Source organism: Bdellovibrio sp. BCCA (assembly GCF_037996825.1).
GTDB lineage: Bacteria > Bdellovibrionota > Bdellovibrionia > Bdellovibrionales > Bdellovibrionaceae > Bdellovibrio.
In genome coordinates this window covers 472,615-489,648 of record NZ_JBBNAC010000001.1, presented here as the reverse complement: position 1 = coordinate 489,648, position 17,034 = coordinate 472,615, and the positions used below count along the sequence as shown (strand labels likewise).

The 17,034-nt window shown below is 45.0% G+C and carries 18 protein-coding genes; 9 read left to right on the top strand and 9 right to left on the bottom strand.

Annotated elements, in window-relative coordinates; translation table 11 throughout:
- Window positions 1-4: 4 nt before the first annotated feature.
- Window positions 5-307: a hypothetical protein gene (locus AAAA78_RS02490; RefSeq protein ID WP_340590139.1), complete on the bottom strand. Its 303-nt coding sequence runs from the start codon at window positions 305-307 to the stop codon at window positions 5-7.
- A gap of 2 nt (window positions 308-309) precedes the next feature.
- Window positions 310-1,869 (bottom strand): L,D-transpeptidase family protein, encoded by a 1,560-nt coding sequence (locus tag AAAA78_RS02485; protein WP_340590138.1) that lies wholly within the window; start codon window positions 1,867-1,869, stop codon window positions 310-312.
- 228 nt (window positions 1,870-2,097) lie between these two features.
- Here AAAA78_RS02485 and AAAA78_RS02480 point away from each other — a divergent pair, with 228 nt between their 5' ends.
- On the top strand, window positions 2,098-2,328 hold the full coding sequence (locus AAAA78_RS02480; RefSeq protein WP_295900050.1) for a CsbD family protein: 231 nt from the start codon (window positions 2,098-2,100) through the stop codon (window positions 2,326-2,328).
- 182 nt (window positions 2,329-2,510) lie between these two features.
- Window positions 2,511-3,482, top strand: a complete 972-nt coding sequence (locus AAAA78_RS02475; RefSeq protein ID WP_340590137.1) for a hypothetical protein — start codon at window positions 2,511-2,513, stop codon at window positions 3,480-3,482.
- 36 nt (window positions 3,483-3,518) lie between these two features.
- On the opposite strand, the gene AAAA78_RS02470 is transcribed toward AAAA78_RS02475, so the two are convergent.
- Window positions 3,519-4,283 carry a substrate-binding periplasmic protein gene (locus tag AAAA78_RS02470; protein ID WP_340590136.1) on the bottom strand — a complete coding sequence of 255 codons (765 nt, stop codon included), beginning with the start codon at window positions 4,281-4,283 and terminating at the stop codon, window positions 3,519-3,521.
- A 169-nt stretch (window positions 4,284-4,452) separates the two neighbouring features.
- On the opposite strand from AAAA78_RS02470, the gene AAAA78_RS02465 reads away from it, so the two are divergent.
- The 3 genes from AAAA78_RS02465 (at window position 4,453) to AAAA78_RS02455 (ending at window position 6,074) form a co-directional block, all read left to right on the top strand.
- Window positions 4,453-4,803, top strand: coding sequence for a hypothetical protein (locus AAAA78_RS02465; RefSeq protein ID WP_340590135.1), 351 nt, complete (start codon window positions 4,453-4,455; stop codon window positions 4,801-4,803).
- 90 nt (window positions 4,804-4,893) lie between these two features.
- Window positions 4,894-5,700, top strand: a complete 807-nt coding sequence (locus tag AAAA78_RS02460; RefSeq protein ID WP_340590134.1) for a TIGR02147 family protein — start codon at window positions 4,894-4,896, stop codon at window positions 5,698-5,700.
- On the top strand, window positions 5,697-6,074 hold the full coding sequence (locus AAAA78_RS02455) for a hypothetical protein (protein WP_340590133.1): 378 nt from the start codon (window positions 5,697-5,699) through the stop codon (window positions 6,072-6,074). The genes AAAA78_RS02460 and AAAA78_RS02455 overlap by 4 nt, the downstream gene beginning before the upstream one ends.
- 342 nt (window positions 6,075-6,416) lie before the next feature.
- Here AAAA78_RS02455 and AAAA78_RS02450 read toward each other — a convergent pair whose 3' ends face one another.
- From AAAA78_RS02450 to AAAA78_RS02435, 4 genes are all read right to left on the bottom strand, one after another.
- Window positions 6,417-6,623 (bottom strand): tautomerase family protein, encoded by a 207-nt coding sequence (locus AAAA78_RS02450; protein WP_340590132.1) that lies wholly within the window; start codon window positions 6,621-6,623, stop codon window positions 6,417-6,419.
- A gap of 181 nt (window positions 6,624-6,804) precedes the next feature.
- On the bottom strand, window positions 6,805-7,932 hold the full coding sequence (recA, locus tag AAAA78_RS02445; protein ID WP_340590131.1) for a recombinase RecA: 1,128 nt from the start codon (window positions 7,930-7,932) through the stop codon (window positions 6,805-6,807).
- A gap of 72 nt (window positions 7,933-8,004) precedes the next feature.
- A complete protein-coding gene (locus AAAA78_RS02440) occupies window positions 8,005-8,490 on the bottom strand; it encodes a CinA family protein (RefSeq protein ID WP_340590130.1) in 486 nt (161 codons plus the stop codon).
- Window positions 8,491-8,492: 2 nt separating this feature from the next.
- Window positions 8,493-8,972 (bottom strand): phosphatidylglycerophosphatase A family protein, encoded by a 480-nt coding sequence (locus AAAA78_RS02435; protein WP_295900062.1) that lies wholly within the window; start codon window positions 8,970-8,972, stop codon window positions 8,493-8,495.
- 388 nt (window positions 8,973-9,360) lie between these two features.
- On the opposite strand from AAAA78_RS02435, the gene trpS reads away from it, so the two are divergent.
- A complete protein-coding gene (gene trpS / locus AAAA78_RS02430) occupies window positions 9,361-10,359 on the top strand; it encodes a tryptophan--tRNA ligase (RefSeq protein WP_340590129.1) in 999 nt (332 codons plus the stop codon).
- A gap of 10 nt (window positions 10,360-10,369) precedes the next feature.
- On the opposite strand, the gene AAAA78_RS02425 is transcribed toward trpS, so the two are convergent.
- Window positions 10,370-10,858 carry a YybH family protein gene (locus AAAA78_RS02425; protein WP_340590128.1) on the bottom strand — a complete coding sequence of 163 codons (489 nt, stop codon included), beginning with the start codon at window positions 10,856-10,858 and terminating at the stop codon, window positions 10,370-10,372.
- A gap of 29 nt (window positions 10,859-10,887) precedes the next feature.
- Window positions 10,888-12,576, bottom strand: a complete 1,689-nt coding sequence (locus AAAA78_RS02420; RefSeq protein ID WP_340590127.1) for an AMP-binding protein — start codon at window positions 12,574-12,576, stop codon at window positions 10,888-10,890.
- A 107-nt stretch (window positions 12,577-12,683) separates the two neighbouring features.
- Here AAAA78_RS02420 and AAAA78_RS02415 point away from each other — a divergent pair, with 107 nt between their 5' ends.
- The 3 genes from AAAA78_RS02415 to alaS are packed head-to-tail and all read left to right on the top strand — an operon-like array spanning window position 12,684 to window position 17,023.
- On the top strand, window positions 12,684-13,826 hold the full coding sequence (locus AAAA78_RS02415) for a metallophosphoesterase (protein WP_340590126.1): 1,143 nt from the start codon (window positions 12,684-12,686) through the stop codon (window positions 13,824-13,826).
- A 22-nt stretch (window positions 13,827-13,848) separates the two neighbouring features.
- Window positions 13,849-14,313, top strand: coding sequence for a regulatory protein RecX (locus AAAA78_RS02410; protein WP_340590125.1), 465 nt, complete (start codon window positions 13,849-13,851; stop codon window positions 14,311-14,313).
- Window positions 14,300-17,023: an alanine--tRNA ligase gene (gene alaS / locus AAAA78_RS02405; RefSeq protein ID WP_340590124.1), complete on the top strand. Its 2,724-nt coding sequence runs from the start codon at window positions 14,300-14,302 to the stop codon at window positions 17,021-17,023. The genes AAAA78_RS02410 and alaS overlap by 14 nt, the downstream gene beginning before the upstream one ends.
- Window positions 17,024-17,034 lie beyond the last annotated feature (11 nt).

Below are 17,034 nucleotides of genomic sequence, written 5' to 3'. Positions count from 1 at the left end.
TCAATTAAAGAATCACGTCGATGATCTGGTTTTTTTCGTTCACTTTAATGCGAACAGCAGTTTTGTGTTCTTGGCTATCAACCAACGCTTGAATTTTCGCCTCAGGAAAACTCATTAAGTTTTTAATAATCAAAAGCTGTTGCATGCCGACGATTTTCACCATCGCTTCGTTTTCCATAGCTTCAACGTGCTCAACAATACCTGTTACTAGTACTTGAGAAGCCGCCGCGATCGGAGCCGCGCTTGCTTGCTGAGTCCAGGCTGTGAAAGAAAAAGACAATACCAGAGTTAAAATAAATTTTGTCATAACTACCTTCCGATTCCTCGAACTTTATTTAAAATCAATTGATTGTGGCCGTAAGCATCTTCTACGAAACGGATTACACCATCCGAGTTCATTTGCGAAGTTACAGGCATTAAATATACATAAATAGGGTTCTTCAAATTCACGCGTGTTTCATCTGGAAGAACTTGTCCTGGTTTCACGACGAAGTTTTCGATCTGAGGACGTGACCATTCCGTTCCCGCCAAAAGATATTCCGCCAAATCCAAAGGTTTTTCCAAACGCACACAGCCGGAGCTGCGCAAACGCTGAGCTTCACTGAAAAGCTCTCTTTGATTTGTGTCATGCAGATAAATCGCGTAAGGATTCGTCATCATGAACTTCACCACACCCAAAGCATTCATGTAGTTTGGTTTCTGACGGATATAGAAATTCACGTTGGCCGAGCTAATACCTCTCCAGTTGATCGTTGTCGGATCAATCGTGCGGGAAAAATCAGACGTATAGACTTCAAAGTTGTTATCCGTAAAGTATTTGCGAATGCCGTTCTTATCGAGGTTCTTAATAATCTCAACTTTATCATTGAGGAACACCGTTGGCGGCACTGTCCACGTTGGATTCAAAACAAGGTAAGTCACCTTATCTCGCATCGTCGGCGTTTTTCTTTCTGTAGTTCCGTTGATAGTTTTAAAACTCATCACTTTGTTTTGTGCTTTGTCTGTCAAAACAAAATGCGAGAATGCCGTATTCACGAAAATATGACGGTCCTCAAGACGTTGTGGCAACCAGCGCAGTTTTTCCATGTCAGCTTGGATCTGACGAACGCGCTCTCCACAGAACACCCAGAAGAATCCCCACGTACGACCGCCCGGAGAAATTTTTCCGTCAGGTTTCATGCGCAGATTTGTTTGCACGTCGTTGATTGCCTGAAGCATCTCTTGGTCGAAGACATCGTCAATGCTTGAAATCTTGTAACCCAAAACTTGCAAACGTTCTTTCAACTTCACAATCACAGGGTGACGGACGCCCAGGGAAAGTTCTTTATTCACCGGACTGATGCGATCCCAACCGCCCTTCAACAAAAGCGGATACAAGCGACGCAAAGCCTCGCGCAAAGAAAGATACGCTGGTGACTGCGGAGCAATTTGTTCTAAAACCAGATCCGCTTTGCCACCATTTGCAAGAATCAATGAATTGATTTGCTCCACTGTGAAAAAATCTTTGCGTTTGATTTTGATATCAGACGCAAGACTTTGAGGATCTGTGCTTCCAATCGCCACATCTTTTAAAGCTTGCAGATACACTTGCAAAACTTGGCGGCGTAAAGGAGCTTGCTCGATCTGTCCTGAAATGAAGGCCTGCTCCATCTCGGGCGTCCAGTACGCATTCGGATTCATACCGTGAGACCAGATATTCACCAACGCCTCACGCACCGAAGACATATCCAGCGCATTCAAAGCATTGAGATAATCTTGAGAACTCGCCAACGAGTTCATCGCTGTCATAGGTTCCGCATAAGCTCGGGGCGCTACTGTTCCTACAGAAATTGCGAACGACAGAGCCGCCAGGAGATATTGTTTTCGCATGTTCACCTCATCAGCGAACCCATTGTTCAATAAACCTGCCGCCGTAGGGTTCAATTTAAGGGGTTATAAAAAGACTTAAGAGAAAATAATTCCCGATCGCCTGTTAGGGGTGACAATCCCCGCCCTCAGGGATTTTTGCCCCAGGGTGTTCCTTAAGAACGAATTAAAGCCCTTTGTACCTTGGCACTCCCCCTGCTTCTCTTCCTAGACAGAGACGGGAGAGTGATTATGATGAACACACAAATCTCTAAAGAAAATTGGCCCGCATTGAAAATGGAAATTCAAAAAACCTGGGAGGATATTTCAGCCGATGAACTGGAACTTACTCACGGAAGCATCAAATCCATTTACGGACTGGTGGCACAAAAATGCGGCCTTCACGAAGAGGAAGTGAAGTTTCGACTGACTTCCTTGCTAAAAAAATACGACAGTCCTTTGAAAAGAAAATTCAACCGCTAAAAAAACTTAAAATTTTACTAAGAATTGGCCGCAACAATGCGGCCAATTTCTATTTTTCGACGCATTTCATCGCCCTCAGGATGCATAAATTCGTTTCTAGAAATTTATGGAACACTTGCACGGAATAATCTTGAATCCTCCAACTCCTCCCCCTAGCCTGCCACCAAATTATGGGAGGAAGAATGCGTTCGCTTATTTTTACATTATTCTTGGCGAGCTTTTCAGTAGCACAAGCCGCTCAAATCACTAAAACAACTTTTGCGTTTCCTGGACGAGTTGAAATTCACGTTCAACCACAAGTCAGTGAGCTCGATGTTCTCTTTGTCATCGATGACTCCGGAAGCATGAGTGAGCATCAAAAAAATCTGATCACGAACATCCCCGCTTTAACAAAAGCCGCCCTTAAAAACGGCGTGCATGTTCATGCAGGTGTTACAACAACAACGATGGATTGCACTTACGGCGGTATCTGTGCTGGTAAGTTCAATGGTGCAAATAAAATTGCCGATAGCAACAGTCCTGACTTCTTAACGACCCTGGCGACGAACTTGAATGTTAATACAAACGGAAGTGCGAACGAAAGACCTTTTGATGCAACGATCGCAGCTTTATCTGAACCTGCATTGTCTCAAGACCATCCTGGCTTTTTAAGATCCAATGCTCATTTGGCTGTCGTGTTGTTGACGGACGCAGGCGATCAAAGTTCACCTCATGTCACTCCGGAAATCTTCTCAAACTTTCTTAAGGCTTTGAAACCGAATCCGAATCAAGTCACTGTGGCTGCTATTCAAGTTTTGGCAAATGATAAATCTTGCATGACTTCAGAGGACCAAAATGACCGTATCGAAACCGCCGTTAAATTGCTGAATGGAAAAATCATCAACCTTTGTGCGCAAGACTACGGAAACCAATTGGGTCAGCTCGGTGCGGGTCTCGTGGGTCAAGTTACTCAGGAAATTCCTCTGACAACCGCTCCTGATGTGAGCAGCATCGTTGTCACTTTCGGATCGACAACCTTGATCGCTGGAGACATGCACTACGGCTGGGTGTACGACTCAGTTAAAAATGCTGTCATTCTTGGTAGCAAGATCGATTGGTCTAAGATGAGTGGTGAGGAGCTTGTCGTGAGCTTTATCCCTAAAAACTGGAAATAGATTTTTCCTAAAAAAGCTCTCTTCGGAGAGCTTTTTTTATTTTTCGTTTTCGATGTATTTGTTCATAACTTTTTGAACAAATCCTTCTTTCTTAAGCTGGAGAAGAATTTTGTTGTACTGCTCGGTCAGCTCTTTGGCTTTCTCTCCTTTGGCTTTTGAAAAGGCCACATACGAAGGATTGGCGGAAAGAACATAGACCACTTCGAAATCGTCCAAGAAGCCCAGTCGCTTGCTTAAAAATTTAAAAACTTCTTCAGATGCGATGGCGACATCAATTCGTTTCGTTGCACCCTTGCGGCCCAGTTTGTTGACGAGCATTTCTTCGTTGTTACTGAGATCAAGATTCAGATTCTTTTTATAAGCGTCAAACTTAGGACCATAAGAATACTGATCGTTAATTCCGACAGTCAGCCCCTGAAGATCGTTCAGACTGTTAACGGTGATATGCTTCTTCTTCGGAGCAAAAACCACGTTGCGAGTGTGGCTCATCGGTTCACTGGTAAAATACAAAAAAGCTTCGCGGTCAGGTGTCTTAAAGGGCGGAAAGATTGCATCGACCTTTCCAGTTTTTGCCATCACCATCACTCGCGCCCAGGGATATGTGACGAACTCTGCTTCCACATTCATGCGCTTGCAGATTTCGCGAATGATTTCGACGTAAGTACCTCTGAGTTCACCGTCTTCTTTATAAATCTTTGGTGGCAAGCTGTCCGAGGAAGCAAATAACAACTTTTCAGCAGCAAGCACTCTTACTGACGAAAACAGAATGAGAGAGATCAGGAAGAGACTTTTTAAAATCATATCCCGTTATAATATACCGTTAAAGATTAATCAAAGAAGACTCTTGGCAGAAATTACCCGTGTCAGATTTTGACACACTTTGTGTCAAAATTTCTGGTCACAGCAGCAAAGCCGCGATACTACCGGGACCAAGAAAACAACAAACAACCCTAACGAAAAGGACTGATTTATGAAAATGGTTATCGCAACAGCAATCTTCTCTCTTATTGGCTTCCAAGCAATGGCTTCTGCTCCGGTGGATCAAGCTATTCTCTTCACATGCGAAAGCGCGCCGAACGTGGACTCTGCTTTAAAAGTTTTTGGCTTCGGTGATGAAAAAGAAAACGGCGCTCAAATCGCGGTTTTCCTAGGTGGCGAAATGCTTGTGCAAGACGAAGGCACTTTCGACAAAACAACTGGCAAGTACGAAGGCCACATCTTCGATATCGCCGTCAGCCGCCAAGGCGCCGTGAGCATTACAGCCAAAGCAGCAAACTCTATTCTGAGCATCGGCCAAACAGACTCTTTGGTTTGCCAATAAGAAATTCTTACGCGATCAGAGGGTAATTACCGCCCTCTGACACGGTTTGTGTCAAATAGGTAGAGTTCAATTAAGGTCAATGTTAAGCCCATGTTCATGGAAGTCGTCAGCATTAAAGGCAAAAAAATCCAAGCCAGGAACTTTAAGCAGCTCCTGCAAGAAGAGCTCGTGGCAAGATGTCGCAACAACCCCAATTATTCTCTTAGATCCTTTGCGCGCGCCTTGCAAATAGAGCCATCTGCATTGTCTCAAATGATCAATGGCAAACGTCCCATCACTGAGAAAATGAAACTGCGCCTGGGGGCCGCTTTAGGTCTATCCACGGAACAAATCCGTAAACTTCCTGCCTCAGAAGAAACATCATCGGGAAGTGCTTCAGAAATTCATTTTCAACAACTGGCTTTAGATACTTTTGCCGTGATTTCCGACTGGTATCACTACGCGATTTTGGAACTCACTTACCTGGAAGACTTCAAGCCCGACGCACAATGGATCAGCCAGCGTCTGGGTATTACCAAATCAGAAGTGAACATTGCTCTGGAGCGTTTGCTTCGCCTGGGACTTCTTAAGAAAAACTCTAAAGGCAAATGGATGGACGCTTCCGAAAACGGAGAGCTGACACACTTAACACCTTCAGAGACTTCCGACGCCGCCAGAAAATACCAGGTTCAGCTTTTAGCACTTTCTAAGCGGGCCGTACAAGAAGTGCCACTTGCCGAACGCAGTCACACATCAGCCACTTTGTGTTTTGATCCCGACGACTTGCAACTGGCAATTTCTAAGATTGGCGAATTCCGCAGATCTTTTGCTCGTGAAATGCAGCCGAAAAAAGCAAAAGACGTTTACCAATTGCAAATTAGTTTTTTCCCTCTCACAAAACGAAAGGAAACTTTATGAAACTTCGTTTCAGTATGATCGGTCTTTTTATTCTTGTTATTTCAAACATCGCTTCTGCTCGTATCCTTAACGGAGTCAAAGAAGGAGGCGGTGATGATTCTATCATTTTTGTCTGCAAGAGTTCTACGCATACGGATTCGGATCTTCAAATCTTGGGTTTAGGTTCATCTTCGAATGACATTCAACTGCACATCTTCACTCAAGGTCAGTTGGTCGCGTTAGATGCCGGCGTTATCGACACTCATACCGACAGATATATTGGACAGTCTTTTGATATTCATATAGCAACCTCAGGAAGTATTACAGCCAAGGCACCCAACAATGCGTTTGTTGTCGGAGTTTCAGATTCTTTAGTCTGCGGATGGAATCCATAACGTCCTACGCAGAAAACTCTGCAAATCTTGATGTTCACGGAGGAAAATAGTACTTAAACTACTTCCGTTAGAGCTAAAAAGTATCGGATCCCAAAACCACCAGTGAAATCTAACATCTTAGAGCCACCTGAAATTTATATTAAAACAATAGCGAACTTCAAAAGAGGTCAGAGACATGAACTGGAAGCATTACGTAAGGCCAACAAGATAAAATACAAACAGCCTGGAGCTTAAAGAGCCTCTTCACGCCAAAAGGTGAAAAAACCAGGTTGTTTCCAACACGGGGGGCGCATCAACTCGAATCACAAACAAAAAATTAATGCTTACTTTTTTTTGTGGGACTTATTCTAGAGTGGAAGTTTTTTTCCACTGGTCAGTCGGCATTCCAGAAAATCCCCAATCTTCGTCAGCGATTTCTTGAATAACAATATGGGTGTGTTCAGGCTTTTTATGCAGCACTTTGACCAAGGAGTCAGTAATATCTTTGATAAGCTGAGCTTTCTGTTCTTTCGTGGCACCTTTAGTAATTTGTACATTTACGTATGGCATAGACTTCCCAGTTTTTCAGCCATCATAGTGAAATCAGCAAGGTCAGTACAAGTCAAATTCATGTAAATTCACATGATCACTAAGAAGCCAACTTCTTTGAAAAAGGAAAACCCACTCCGGAGAGTGGGTTCCTTTTAGCTTGCGCGACGGAAGTCGCTCTGGCACTGCCCGTGTCCGCGGATTAGTGCTTACCTTTTTTTGCTTTTTTTGGTGCTGCTTCTTCAGCTTCAACTGGCTCTGTACCTTCGTGGTCTTCGCCGTTGTTTCCGTTAGCGTCTACCAACAATTTGCCGATGCCATTCGCTGCCAAGATTTTTGAACGAAGCTCAGTCATGTATTCTGGGTGCTCTTTCAAGAATGTTTTCGCAGCATCGCGGCCTTGGCCCATGCGCTCGCCATTCATAGAGAACCATGCACCTGATTTTTCTACGAAGTTTGCAGTCACTGCTAGATCAAGAAGATCGCCTTCTTCAGAAATACCTTCGCCGTACATCAAGTCGAATTCAACCTTCGTAAACGGAGGAGCCATTTTGTTTTTCACAACTTTTACCGCAGTACGGTTACCAGTGACGTCTTCACCGTTTTTGATCGCGCCCACACGGCGTACATCCAAACGAACTGAAGAGTAGAATTTCAATGCGTTACCACCCGTAGTCGTCTCTGGATTACCGAACATCACACCGATCTTCATACGGATTTGGTTGATGAAGATAACAAGAGTGTTTGAACGGTTGATTGCCGCAGTCAACTTACGAAGAGCTTGAGACATCAAACGAGCTTGAAGACCTACGTGAGAATCCCCCATGTCACCTTCGATCTCTGCACGAGGAACCAACGCCGCTACGGAGTCGACAACCAATACGTCGATCGCGCCAGAACGAACAAGTGTTTCAGTGATTTCCAAAGCTTGTTCACCAGTGTCTGGTTGAGAGATCAAAAGATCTTCTGTGTTCACACCCAATTTACGAGCGTAGTTAACATCCAATGCATGTTCCGCATCGACGAAAGCAACAACGCCGCCTTTTTTCTGAGCTTGAGCAATAACAGACAAGCAAAGAGTTGTTTTACCAGAAGACTCTGGTCCGTAGATTTCTACGATACGACCTTTTGGAAGACCACCAATACCCAAAGCGATATCCAAGCTCAATGCGCCTGTGCTGATCGCTTCTACGTCTTTAACCAAAGATTCATTTGCGCCCAAGCGCATGATTGAACCTTTACCGAATTGCTTTTCAATTGCTGAAACAGCCAATTCCAATGCTTTTGTTTTTTCGTTGCTTGCTTTTGTATCCACAGTTGTTGTTGCCATCTGCGTATTCCCTCTCTCTCGTAGCATTCGCTACGACACTTTTATTGTTAATGTTGCCGGCCGGGGCCGATCTTAAACCTTGTCGAGAACTTCACACAGCCAACGAACTGAATAGTCGACGGACATCTGCTGGATGGCTTTGCGATCTCCCGAAAAGAATTCCTTTCGTGAGTCTTCAAACCCCGGTCCAGCGATAGCAATGCATACAGTGCCCACTGGCTTCGTCGGTGTTCCACCGGTCGGACCAGCGATGCCTGTAATTGCCACAGACCAATCAGTTTTTAGCTGCCGACGCACTCCGTGCGCCATTTGACGAGCGACTTTCTCGCTCACCGCACCCTCTTGCATGAGAGTGTCTCGACGGACCCCCAGAAGATCCACCTTCGCCTCGTTAGAGTAAGAAACCACAGAGCCTAAAAAGATGTCGGATACGCCAGGCTGCTCTGTCAAAAATGCGGAAAGTGCACCTCCAGTACAACTTTCTGCAAAACCCACTGTGAGTTTTCGGTCGCGAAGGGATCTAATGAGTTCTTGAAGCTTCTCGTTGTTCAGTGACATTGTTACGGCACCAACACCTGAGAGCCCAACCAATTGGTTTGAGTGTAGAGAACTTGCATGATGAGACTCGCAATTATCCCCGCGGCCACATCGTCCACCATCACCCCAAGACCTCCTTGGATCTTCTTATCTAAATATCCTATGAATAAAGGCTTTGTGATGTCCAGCAATCTGAACAGGGCAAAACCGATTAAAATGGCCTGCCATGTCAAAGGAAGCCAGACCATAGTAATAAGAAAACCTAAAACCTCATCAATTACGATCTCTTTATGATCGTGACCACCCTTGTCCTGCTCATAAACTTCGCAGGCGGCAATTCCGACGGGGAGCAGCAAAACAATCGCCCCCATGTACACCAAGGGTCCTAATTTCGACAAAAGAAACACCAACGGAATCGTCGCGACAGTAGCGGCTGTGCCCGGGCCTTTAGGAAAAAGACCAACGCCAAACAAGGTTGCTAATTGCTTTAAGAAATTGCGCATAGATAGGAGGTACGCCGTACCTTTTTGCATTGCAAAGCAAAATGATGGGCGTCAAAACAGCAAGCTGCTGGCCGCATTCACCTACAATAAAATTTTATAGCACCCATCAAAATTAGCGATTCGACTTTATGAACTCTACTAACAGATACTGCAAAAGCTGGAAAAATGCGCCTCACCTGAACTGCACTTTGAAGACTCGCGGGTCTCGTGAGTTGCGCAAGTTTTCCGGCGACAATCAATGGGCCGAAAGTTTCATGTTACGTTCGTTAATATCTTCATTCTTATCTTTTTCTTGGTGGCGCTAGCCGCCGACTCATTTTATTTTGGGGTAAGCCCCTTTTTATTCCGTTTTCGTTGTTAGATTTTAAATTTTGTCTTTGGAGATTTTATGAAACCCGTCATTTTGACTGGAGATCGTCCCACAGGCCCTTTGCACTTGGGGCACTATATTGGTTCGCTGAAAAATCGTGTGGAATTGCAAGAGACACACAAGCAATATTTGATTATCGCTGACGCCCAAGCGATGACGGATAATTTTAAAAATCCGCAAATGATTCGCGAGAACATTGTCGAGGTGGCTTTAGATTATTTAGCCGTGGGTATTGATCCTGCGAAAAGCACGATCTTTGTTCAATCGATGATTCCGGAACTTTTTGAAACCACTTTTTATTTTTTAAACCTTGTGACCGTCGCACGCTTAGAGCGAAATCCCACCGTGAAAACAGAAATCGCGCAAAAAGATTTTGAAAGAAATCTGCCCGTGGGGTTTTTAACTTATCCTGTAAGCCAAGCAGCCGACATTCTTTGTTTTAAAGCCGACGTTGTTCCTGTTGGAGACGATCAGAATCCGATGATTGAGCAAACCAACGAAATTGCCCAAAGATTCAATCATCTTTACAACACGGAACTCTTCAAAAAGGTCAAAGCTCTGGGAGGAACCCAAGGGCGTTTGCCCGGAATCGACGGTAAAGCGAAGATGAGCAAGTCGCTGGGAAATTCCATTTCACTGGCGGAACCCTTCGACCAACTGAAGAAAAAAGTACAGAAGATGTATACTGATCCCAACCACTTGCACATTGAAGATCCCGGACAAGTCGAAGGAAACGTTGTTTTCACTTTCTTAGATGCTTTTGATCCCAACAAAGAAGAAGTGGAAAAATTAAAAGATCATTATCGTCGCGGAGGACTGGGTGACGGCACTGTTAAACAACGTCTGACCCAAATATTAGAAGAAATGATTGCGCCGATTCGAGCTCGCCGCGAAGAGTTTGCCAAAGACAAAGGCGAAGTTTTAGAAATCTGTCGCAAGGGCTCCGAACAAGCCCGCGAAGTCGTCGCACAAACCGTCTCAGAAATGAAAAAAATTATGGGCGTAGGGAGCATTTAGCTCCCTACTTTTAATGTGCTTCCGTTTTTTGATCGGGATCTAAACTCCAAAGAGGCTTATCTGCTTGCATGTCGACGGGAACGGAGTAGTTTTCATGCACAATCAACCATTGGCCGTTGACCTTTTTGTAACATGCTGTTTGCCGCGCCCAACTGTCAAATTTTTCGCCCGAGTTTGCTTGTCCAGTCATATGACAAAGGCAATGACTAAAGGCCACGTCTTCACCCGCTGTCACATGAAGATCGCGAATTGAAAAATTACTTTCTCCCATTTGCGTGATGTTGCTCCAGTTTTTCTTGTAAGCATCTTTACCAAAAATTTGCAGTGGTGGCATCAAGTCAAAAGCTATCACTTCGGGAGCGTAAAAGGACATGATCTCTTCTAAATCTTTATTGCTAACGGCTTCCGCATACTGCTCCATCAAGCGAGTGATTTCAGCTTCACCCGTTGAAGGAGAGCCTGATTTTTTTTCGGAAGGTTGGGTTGATTGCAAAGCCATAAAATTCTCCTTTTCACGTATAAAAATCACTAGGGCAACTCTTGCGCCCATGTTTCACCAAGATTGATTTTTGCGTCCTCTTCCCAGAACTCGTAAGGTGATTTTTCTCCGGCAATGCGTTTGTTTTTTTCTAGCGCAACAAGCTCACCGCGAAGAATTTCTCCCGAAGTATTTTTTGGAATTTCTATAAATTCCACGCGACGGATTCGTTTAAATGGAGAAAGACGCATGCGTGCGAAGTTCATAATATCCAATGCAAGCTCTCTTGTTGGTTCAACCCCTTTAACAAGAGACACCAGAGCTTTGGGAACAGCTTCGCGGATCGGATCAGGACTTGGAATCACAACGGCCTCGCTAATCGCGGAAAATTCTTTAAGAACAAATTCTAATTCGTAAGGACTGATGCGATAGTCCGAAGATTTAAAGATGCCATCCACACGTTCAGAGAATGTGTAGTTTCCAGCATCGTCGATGTAGGCTGTGTCTCCGGTATGATAATATTCGGTGGAGGTATCAATACCTGACATCAATCCCCACGGATGATTCTTCAACGACACACACACTTCGCCAGCGTCGACTTTGCTTCCTTGTGCATCTAAAAGAGCAATTTGATATCCGGGCAAAGGTCTTCCCATCGTACCGAAACTGTTTTTTTCTTCAGGCGGAATTCCGATCAGAGTTGAGGTTTCTGTTTGTCCGTATCCGTCACGCACAAAAATTCCCCAAGCTTTATAAACCTTCGAGATGATTTCAGCACTCAAAGCTTCCCCTGTGCTCACCGCTTCGCGCAGATGCACTTTGTAAGAAGCTAAATCTTCTTGGGTCAGCAAACGCCACACTGTCGGAGGAGCACAGAACGTTGTGATTTCATATTCACTTAAAGTATCAAGAATCAATTTCGCATTAAAGCGCTCTTGCTTAGAAATGAAAATGGTGGCGACGGCGTTCCACGGAACAATAAAATTATTCCAATCATGCATCGCCCATCCCGTCGAGTTGATTCCTAAATGAATGTCGCCGGGACGAAGACCAATCCAGTACATGGTTGAAAGATGGCCAATCGGGAAACTTCCGTAAGAGTGCTCTACAATCTTAGGCTTCACCGTATTTGCTGAAGTAAAATAGCGAAAAAGCGGATCGGTCGCTTTGGTCTTTTCCGCAGGTTCAAAGAAATTACTTTCTTGATAACACTTTTCATACGGAGTCCACCCGGGCAATTCACCATCGACCAGCAAAGAGATCACGCTGGAATTTGAAACGTCAAATTTTTCGGCGTGTTTCTTTGTCGTCGCAATCATTTTAATTTTTTCGCGATTCAAACGGTCTTTAAGTTCCTGCTGAGAAAGCAAAGGATTGTTGGGAACTAGAACCGCTCCCACTTTCATCGCACCCAGCATGATCTCCCAGAGAGCTGCATCGTTTTCGATCAAAAGAAAAACCGAATCGCCCTTTTGCACGCCTTGGCTTTTAAGGAAATTCGCGACCTGATTAGAGCGCTTGGAGAGTTCTTCAAAGGTGTATTTCTTCTGCTCCCCTAACTCACTGACGATCCAAAGAGCTAAGTTATGATTGCCCTCCGCCATGGGATCGAAATAATCCAGGGCCCAGTTGAATTCTTCAAACTGCGGCCATTGAAAATGGTTGTAGGTGTAGTTGTAGTCAGAACGATGAAGAATTAAAAAATCCCTCGCCTGTTCGAATTCACTGCGAAAACTCATACAAACCTCCAGGGACTCACTAAGGGTAACACCGAATTCCCTGGACGCCGATCTGTGTTTTTACAATGAGCTGTGCAAAGACAGGGAACCATGTTATGACCTTGCCTATGGGTTTATTTCGGACCATCGCAAGCTCTCTTATTCTGGTTATATTCATCTACGTTTCTCACCAGTTGACTCGCTTCACGGATTTTACGTGGGTGGGCACGACCTCGTTGGTGGCGTTTTTGGCGCTGCTCTTTACAATGGTGATTGGGACCTTCTTGTTTTTCTGGAAAGAAAAAAATTTGGACCACAAACCATGGCGAGATCGTTTGTTAAATGGCTCTTTAACGGTCATGGCTTATATTAATTTCTTAGTGAGTTTTGTGATCCTGCGTGATCTCTTTGCCTTCGCCGATAATTTAATTATGCCGACACCGTTTGAGCATCTGTACAGCTCCCAAGCCACAGCGGCCTTGTTGGGGCTTCCGGTTCTGTTCATCGTTTTAGGAAATGCGATTGTGCAAATCGGACCTCGTCTAAAAAAGGTTCCGGTGTTTTTTAAAAACCTTCCGCAAGAACTTGAAGGCTTGCGTATCGTTCACATCAGTGACTTGCATATTAGCCCAAGTCTTCCGACTTCGTTTGTACAAAAATTAGTAGCACGCGTTTTAGAGATTCAGCCCGACGTGATTGTTTTCACGGGCGACATTCTGGATAGCTTCGTGGAAAAACACGCAGAGGAATTTAAAATTCTTAAAAACCTCAAAGCCCAGCATGGCATTTATTATGTCCCGGGAAATCATGAATACTATTGGGACGCGCACAAGGGACTTCAAGCGTTCCGCGAGTTGGGTTTTCAAGTTTTAGTAAATGAAACGGCCAATATTCCAGTAGGTTCAGCTCTTTTGCAGGTTGCCGGAGTTCCCGATCCCGCCGCAGGACATTTTAAACACGAAAGCCCGGACTTTGCCCGTTTGCAAAGCCAGCAACGTGAAGGCAGCTTTAAACTTTTGCTTTCTCATCAGCCTTCGCTGGCGGCCCATGCGCAAATCGCAGGTTACGACTTGCAGCTTTCTGGTCACACCCATGGCGGTCAGTTCTTTCCGTGGAATTGGTTGATCGTCTTTTTTGAGAAGTATTCCAAGGGTCTTTACCGCCTAGGAAATATGCAGCTCTATGTCAATCAAGGCACAGGCTATTGGGGTCCGCAATTACGCCTTGGAACATATTGTGAGCTGACCGAAATTGTTCTTCGCAAGAACTAAAAAACAGAGTAATAATCTGGGGATGTCTCGAGAGAAAGATCCCCTCAAAACCCGACAAGCAGCTAAAAAGAAGGTCATGGACCTTATTGCCCGTCGGGACCATTCCGAAAAAGAACTGCGCACGAAATTGCGAGAAAAGTTCTCAGACGAAGAGGATTTGGGAAACATTGTTGATGAGGCCATCGACTTCGCCAAGGACAACAACTGGCTGGGAGATCCCAAGGACCTCGCCCATCGACTGGCTGACATGCTTCACCGTCGCAACAAGGGCATTCACTACATCAACAATTACCTTCGCGAAAAAGGTCTGCCTTCGGTAGAAACAGACCGAGACTTGGAGCTTGAAAAGGCTCTTTCGATTGTCAAAAATAAGTATGATGAAGATTATGAATTCTCGCGGGAAGATAAAGCCCGAGTCGGACGACTCCTGGCTTCCCGTGGCTTTGATTCCGAGACCGTAAGAAAGGTTATTTATGAAAAGCTCTGACATCCGCAACGCCTTTGTGAACTATTTCAAAAAAAATGGTCACACTCATGTGGGTTCTTCTTCTTTGATTCCTGAAAATGATCCGACGTTGCTTTTCGCCAATGCGGGTATGAATCAGTTTAAAAATACTTTCTTGGGTCTTGAGAAGCGTGACTACACTCGCGCCGTGACTGTGCAAAAGTGCGTGCGCGCCGGTGGTAAACACAATGACTTGGAAAATGTAGGATTCACAGCTCGCCATCACACTTTCTTTGAAATGTTGGGGAACTTTTCTTTCGGCGACTACTTCAAAAAAGACGCGATTCACTTTGCGTGGGAGTTTTTGACAAAAGAATTGCAAATACCTAAAGAGAAATTGTACGTGACGGTGCACTTGTCTGACGATGAAGCCGCAGACATCTGGCACAATCAAGAAGGCATTCCTAAAGACCGCATCTTCCGCTTTGACTCTGATAACTTTTGGAAAATGGGCGACACAGGTCCTTGCGGTCCTTGTACAGAGATTTTCTACGATCACGGTCCTAAAGCAGGAACGATCTCTGATCCTTACAAAGGGATCGCAGCCGGTGAAGATCGTTTCGTTGAAATCTGGAATCTGGTTTTCATGCAGTACTTTGAAAATCCTCCGGGCACGTTGACTCCATTGCCAAAGCCTTCTGTAGATACAGGTTCGGGTCTTGAGCGTGTTGTGGCAGCGATGCAGGGTAAATTTAATAACTACGACACAGATCTTTTCCAACCAATGATCGAACTGGCTTGCAAAATTGGAAACGTGAAGTACATCACAGATCGCGAAATTCTTGCGAAAGACAAAGAACAAGCGGAAAAAACAGCGGCTCTTCGCGTTTTAGCGGATCACTGCCGTTCAACTTCCTTCTTGATTGCTGATGGCGCACTTCCTTCCAACGAAGGCCGCGGTTACGTTCTTCGTCGTATTATGAGACGTGCAATTCGTTACGGCCGTAAACTGTCCGCAGATCAGTCTTTCTTGCCTGGGATGGCAGAGGCTTTGATTGAAAGCATGGGCTCTGTTTATCCAGAACTCAAAGAACGTCGCGATCACATCTTGAATACCATCCGTGACGAGGAAGACCGTTTCATCAGCACTTTGGATAACGGGACTAATATTTTGATGGATGAGCTTGCGAAAGCAAAAGCCAAAGGTATCAAAGAACTTTCTGGCGAAGTTGTTTTCAGAATGTACGACACTTATGGCTTCCCTGCTGACTTAACTCGCGTCATTGCAAATGAAAACGGCGTGGAAGTGAATGAAGCGGCATTTGAAAAAGAAATGGAAGCGAATCGTGCAAAATCCAAAGCCTCTTGGAAAGGGAAAGCTTTGGGTGCGGATGAGCAGCACTTGATCAAATTCGCAAAAGATTATTTGGCGAGCGGTAAAGCTGTGAAATTCACGGGTTACAATGGTTTTGCAGATGGTGGAAAGATCACGGCTCTTTCTAACGGCCATGAAGTCGTTACGTCTTTAAAACAAGGCGAAAACGGCGTGATCATCCTTGATCAAACGTCTTTCTATGGTGAAGGCGGCGGTCAAGCCGGTGACATCGGCTACCTCATGGAAGGCCCTTCTCGCGCGAAAGTTGTGAATACAACAAAGATTGACGATATTATTCTTCATCATGTGGAAATTGAACACGGTGATTTTAAAGTAGGTGCAAGCGTTGATACGATTGTAAATCCATTTGAACGTCGCAATACCATGAGCAATCACTCAGCGACTCACTTGTTGCACTCAGCTCTCCGTAAAGTTTTGGGTGCACATGTAACGCAGGCGGGGTCTTTGGTGGACTCACAAAAAACCCGCTTCGACTTCACTCACAACAAACCGTTGAGTTCGGAAGAGATCAAACAAATCGAAGATCTCGTCAACGAACAGATCGCACAAGCTCACGACGTGAAAGTAGAAATCATGAGCCCGAAAGAGGCCCAAGCTAAAGGAGCGATGGCGTTGTTCGGTGAAAAGTACGGCGATCAAGTGCGTGTCCTCACGATGGGCGATTTCTCTTGCGAACTTTGCGGCGGTACGCACGTGAAGAACACTTCACAAATTCGTTTGTTCAAAATCGTCTCTGAAGCGGGCGTCAGCTCTGGTGTTCGCCGCGTGGAAGCGATCACAGGCGATGGTGCCGTGAAATACGCAATGAGTTCTATCGCTCATTTCGACGACGCTTTAACGGCAGCAGGCCTACAAAAAAGCCCTCACTACTTAAAACATCTTGAAGCGACTGGTGAAACTTCGACACTCGCAAACCGCGTGGAAGCTTTCAAAGAACAGATCAAGCAGATGGAAAAAGAAATGAAGAAGCTTCAAGGCGGACAAATCAATGTCGACGACCTTGCAGCCAAAGCATTGAGCTTTAAAACAAAATCTGGATCTTCAGCAAAATTGGTTCTTGCTGACGTGGCTTTGGATGACAGACAAGTTCTTGCTGAAGTGACAGACCATTTGAAAAACAAAATTCAAAACGGTGTTGTCGTTGTTGTCGGCCAAGGTGAAGGTTCTCATCCTATTATTGTGAGCGTTTCTAAAGACATCACAGGCGAAACAAAAGCCGGTGATCTTTTGAAAGAAGTCGCAGCGGTCATGGGTGGAAAAGGGGGCGGTCGCCCTGACTTCGCTCAAGGAGCAGCTCCAAATCGTGGCAGCCTGCCTCAAGCGTTCGATAAAGTAAAAACGCTTCTTGGCGTTTAAAAAAGGCATAA

Bases quoted from the DNA above. Each gene is read 5' to 3' on its own strand.
- AAAA78_RS02435 (WP_295900062.1), bottom strand. From the start codon at position 8,972: ATGCGCAATTTCTTAAAGCAATTAGCAACCTTGTTTGGCGTTGGTCTT.
- AAAA78_RS02450 (WP_340590132.1), bottom strand. From the start codon at position 6,623: ATGCCATACGTAAATGTACAAATTACTAAAGGTGCCACGAAAGAACAG.
- AAAA78_RS02465 (WP_340590135.1), top strand. From the start codon at position 4,453: ATGAAAATGGTTATCGCAACAGCAATCTTCTCTCTTATTGGCTTCCAA.
- AAAA78_RS02480 (WP_295900050.1), top strand. From the start codon at position 2,098: ATGATGAACACACAAATCTCTAAAGAAAATTGGCCCGCATTGAAAATG.
- AAAA78_RS02485 (WP_340590138.1), bottom strand. From the start codon at position 1,869: ATGCGAAAACAATATCTCCTGGCGGCTCTGTCGTTCGCAATTTCTGTA.
- recA (WP_340590131.1), bottom strand. From the start codon at position 7,932: ATGGCAACAACAACTGTGGATACAAAAGCAAGCAACGAAAAAACAAAA.
- trpS (WP_340590129.1), top strand. From the start codon at position 9,361: ATGAAACCCGTCATTTTGACTGGAGATCGTCCCACAGGCCCTTTGCAC.
- AAAA78_RS02470 (WP_340590136.1), bottom strand. From the start codon at position 4,283: ATGATTTTAAAAAGTCTCTTCCTGATCTCTCTCATTCTGTTTTCGTCA.
- AAAA78_RS02460 (WP_340590134.1), top strand. From the start codon at position 4,894: ATGTTCATGGAAGTCGTCAGCATTAAAGGCAAAAAAATCCAAGCCAGG.
- AAAA78_RS02415 (WP_340590126.1), top strand. From the start codon at position 12,684: ATGGGTTTATTTCGGACCATCGCAAGCTCTCTTATTCTGGTTATATTC.
- AAAA78_RS02440 (WP_340590130.1), bottom strand. From the start codon at position 8,490: ATGTCACTGAACAACGAGAAGCTTCAAGAACTCATTAGATCCCTTCGC.
- AAAA78_RS02420 (WP_340590127.1), bottom strand. From the start codon at position 12,576: ATGAGTTTTCGCAGTGAATTCGAACAGGCGAGGGATTTTTTAATTCTT.
- AAAA78_RS02490 (WP_340590139.1), bottom strand. From the start codon at position 307: ATGACAAAATTTATTTTAACTCTGGTATTGTCTTTTTCTTTCACAGCC.
- AAAA78_RS02475 (WP_340590137.1), top strand. From the start codon at position 2,511: ATGCGTTCGCTTATTTTTACATTATTCTTGGCGAGCTTTTCAGTAGCA.
- AAAA78_RS02425 (WP_340590128.1), bottom strand. From the start codon at position 10,858: ATGGCTTTGCAATCAACCCAACCTTCCGAAAAAAAATCAGGCTCTCCT.
- alaS (WP_340590124.1), top strand. From the start codon at position 14,300: ATGAAAAGCTCTGACATCCGCAACGCCTTTGTGAACTATTTCAAAAAA.
- AAAA78_RS02410 (WP_340590125.1), top strand. From the start codon at position 13,849: ATGTCTCGAGAGAAAGATCCCCTCAAAACCCGACAAGCAGCTAAAAAG.
- AAAA78_RS02455 (WP_340590133.1), top strand. From the start codon at position 5,697: ATGAAACTTCGTTTCAGTATGATCGGTCTTTTTATTCTTGTTATTTCA.